General features: G+C 70.7%; 5 protein-coding genes. 1 reads left to right on the top strand and 4 read right to left on the bottom strand.

The genetic code is table 11. From position 1 onward, the window contains the following. The 4 genes from B8460_RS14725 to B8460_RS14710 all read right to left on the bottom strand — a co-directional run. The coding region (locus B8460_RS14725) for a hypothetical protein (RefSeq protein ID WP_048862368.1) at positions 1-668 on the bottom strand (668 nt) is incomplete at its 3' end. 83 nt (positions 669-751) lie between these two features. Continuing rightward, on the bottom strand, positions 752-973 hold the full coding sequence (locus B8460_RS14720; protein ID WP_084623691.1) for a NepR family anti-sigma factor: 222 nt from the start codon (positions 971-973) through the stop codon (positions 752-754). Between the two features lie 83 nt (positions 974-1,056). Beyond that, positions 1,057-1,653, bottom strand: a complete 597-nt coding sequence (locus tag B8460_RS14715; RefSeq protein ID WP_048862367.1) for a sigma-70 family RNA polymerase sigma factor — start codon at positions 1,651-1,653, stop codon at positions 1,057-1,059. Between the two features lie 118 nt (positions 1,654-1,771). Beyond that, positions 1,772-2,410 carry a sigma-70 family RNA polymerase sigma factor gene (locus B8460_RS14710; protein WP_084623690.1) on the bottom strand — a complete coding sequence of 213 codons (639 nt, stop codon included), beginning with the start codon at positions 2,408-2,410 and terminating at the stop codon, positions 1,772-1,774. Between the two features lie 53 nt (positions 2,411-2,463). Between B8460_RS14710 and B8460_RS14705 the strand changes: the two genes are divergently transcribed. Then, on the top strand, positions 2,464-3,144 hold a 681-nt coding region (locus B8460_RS14705), incomplete at its 3' end, for a PhyR family response regulator anti-anti-sigma factor (protein ID WP_048862366.1).

The raw sequence follows: 3,144 nt of genomic DNA, 5'->3' as shown, positions 1-3,144 counted from the left end.
GCCACCGGCAGCGCGGCCAGCATCGTGCCCCGCCCTGCCCCGGCCGTCCCGGCCCTGTTCGGTCGCGCCCCGTCCGGTGGCGCGACCGACGGCGCAGCCGCCGGCAACGCCGACGCGTCCGGGGCGGACGCCCAGGGGGGCAGTAGCGACGCGCCCACCGGCACGGCCACGCCGAGCATCCAACCCACGCCCGTCGCGGAGATGGACCAGACCGTCGCCGTATCGCCGGACGCGCGTCCTTCCGCCTGCGCGCGGGCGGCCCGGTCGCGCCACGATTGCGCGACGGACGCGGCGGCGGCGGTATCGCTGGCGCACACCACCTCGCCCGCCGGGTTGAGCAGCGCCAGCACCTCGTCGCGGTTCGACGCGAACAGCGCGGCGTCGCGCAGCGTCACGCCGCAATCGACGCCGGCGGTCGGGGCCAGCCGGCGGCCGAGCACGGCGAGAATATGACGGGTGGCGTAGAGGCTCGCACGCGCCTGCGCGACCGCGTCCTCGCGCGCGATGGCGGCGTTTGCCTCTACGTCGCGCAGCGTCGACTGATAGTCGCGCCATGTGAGGATGCCGGTCAGCGTGACCAGCGGGATGGCGGATACCCACAGCACGAGGATCAGCCGGGACCGGATGCTGCCGAAGGCAAACGGCGAGCCGCGACGTTCGGCGGTCATCGTGGGCGCCCATGCGACGACCAGCGCGCGCCGGCCGTCGGGGCCTGCGCACGCCCTGATGCATCTGTGAACATGGCCGCGGCCTAAGCCTCGTCCGGCTGGGCTTCCGGTTTAGCCCGATCGGCCTCGATCAGGCGGAGCAACTCGTCCGGGATCGGCTCACGCGCAACCGTATCGTACAGCTGGTGTAAGCTGCGCTGCAGCCAGACATCGAACGCGGCGTCTGTCTTGTTCGTCCCGGCGGATGGCGGCGTGCCACCCGAACCGGGAGGCCGCCGCCGATACGCCGCGTCCTTATCTGCCATTTTTTGTTGTCTCTGGCCGGCAAATACCCAGCCGAGCCGGCTACTCGCGATCCCTGAGCAGTCACATCACATGATGGCGAGAATTACAACAGTGAGAGGTGACGGTCGGCCGCCGCGATGCGTCGCGCCTGGTCGCCCGGACGCTTACCGCCCGCCGCCTTCTCGGCCCGCTCCTCGCGCTCGACCTGGGTCGGCGTCTCGCCCATCAGCCATGCTTCGAGCTGGCGGCGCGCGCGGAACACGCGGCTTTTCGCCGTGCCGACGGCGCAGCCCGTCGCCTCGGCCAGCGCCTCGTAGCTCATGCCGTGGACGACGACCATCACCAGCGCCTCGCGCTGATCGGCCGGAAGGCGGTTCATCGCCTGACCCAGTTCCTTCAGCGCCAGACGATCCTCGTGCGCCGCGTCGGTCGCGAACACATGCGCCGGAACATCATCGATATCAGTGGTATCGCGCCGCTTGCGAAGGTTCGAGATGAAGCGGTTGCGAAGAATGCGGTGCATCCAGGCGGCGAAGTTCGTGCCCGGAATGAAGCTGGTCTGCGCCGCGAGGGCGTTGCAGACGGCGTCCTGAACCAGATCCTCGGCCGCCGCGCGGTTGCGGGTCAGCGCCAGCGCCTGCACCCGCAGCTTGGGCAGGATCGCAATCACCTGGTCATGGAAGCTCGGCGTGTCGCTCATCGTCGGTCCATCTCCCTCTAGTAACCGACCAATGAACGACCCGAGCGGACGGTTGCGGCCGCGGCATCACCTCGGGATAACGAAATCGTGAGTCCCGCCGCGGCGGCAGCCGGTCCGCCTACGCCGCCTCGTCGGGCTTTGCGCGGGCGGCGGTCTCCGCAACGGCGTCCGGTGCCCCGTCCATCGCCCGGGCGATCCGCGTGCGCGCGCGCGACACGCGTGCCTTCACGGTGCCCACCGGCACGGCGCAGATCGCGGCCGCTTCCTCGTAGTTCAGCCCCTGCGCGCCCACGAGCACCAGCGCCTCGCGCAGCAGCGGCGGCAGGGTCCACAAAAGCCGCTGCAGGTCGGCGATGTGCGCCTCGCCCTCCTGATGCGGGCCGACCATCGGCTCCGAGTCGGGGGCGGCCTCGGCGAGCACCCGCCGTTCCGTGCGGCGGCGGCGTGTCTGTTCGAAGAAGACGTTGCGCTGGATGGTAAACGCCCAGGCGCGCAGGGTATGAGTGGGCTGGTAACGGTCGAGCGCGCCGAGCGCCCGGACCAGCGTGTCCTGCACGAGATCGTCGGCCGAGGCCCGGTCACGGGCCAGAAACCGGGCGTAGGCACGTAAATCCGGCACAAGGCGCGCAAGTTCCGCGCGGCGGTCTGCAACCGGTCGTGCCTCCGCCGCGATAGCAGTGCTTGATGGGTTCGGCTCGACCGCTGCGGCGTCTGGTGCCGCAGCCGTGTCTGGCGCAGGCGCGGCGGTACGGGTCATGATCTGGTGCAGGCTCTGCCTCCGGCATCCGCACCGCAAGGGGTACAACGGGGATGATCGGCCTGCATCGTGACGAACTGATACGCGCGCTGCCCTATGGACGGCGCTACGCCCGGGCGTTGACCGGCAGCCAGGGCACCGGCGATGCCCTGGTGGCGGACAGTCTCCGGGCCATCCTCGCCGACCCGTATGCGGTCGAGCAGGAGCCGCGGCTGGCCCTGTATGCCCATGTCACCGGCCGGTTCAATGCGGCTGGCGCGGCGGCAGGCTTCGGCGGGGGGGGGCCACGTGGACAGGGCGCGGGGGACGAGGGGCTGTCCGTCGGGCAGCGGCAACTGCTTCTGCTGACCTCGCTCGAGGATCTGCCGCTGGCCGATGCCGCCCGCATCGTGGGCCTGGACGAGGACGCGGCGGATCGGGCGCTGGCGGACGCGCGGGCGCGGCTGCATGCCTCGGCGGCGACCGACGTTCTCATCATCGAGGACGAGCCGATCATCGCCATGGACATCGAGGAACTCGTCCAGAATTGCGGCCACCGCGTCGTGGGCGTCGCCACCACCGAACAACAGGCCGTGGATATCGCGCGGCGCACCCGGCCGGGCCTGATCCTCGCCGACATCAACCTCGGCATCGGCGGGGACGGCAAGACGGCGGTGGCACGGATCGTGGAAAGCCACTATGCCCCGGTCATCTTCGTCACCGCCTATCCGGAGCGTCTGCTGACCGGCGAATCG

This window comes from Acidisphaera rubrifaciens HS-AP3, assembly GCF_000964365.1.
Taxonomy (GTDB): Bacteria; Pseudomonadota; Alphaproteobacteria; order Acetobacterales; family Acetobacteraceae; genus Acidisphaera; species Acidisphaera rubrifaciens.
Note: the sequence above shows the minus strand (reverse complement) of the source record. Positions and strands in the feature narration are given on the sequence as shown.

What these genes read in the sequence shown, in the direction of transcription:
- B8460_RS14720 (WP_084623691.1), bottom strand. Translation starts at nt 973, where the DNA reads ATGGCAGATAAGGACGCGGCGTATCGGCGGCGGCCTCCCGGTTCGGGT.
- B8460_RS14715 (WP_048862367.1), bottom strand. Translation starts at nt 1,653, where the DNA reads ATGAGCGACACGCCGAGCTTCCATGACCAGGTGATTGCGATCCTGCCC.
- B8460_RS14710 (WP_084623690.1), bottom strand. Translation starts at nt 2,410, where the DNA reads ATGACCCGTACCGCCGCGCCTGCGCCAGACACGGCTGCGGCACCAGAC.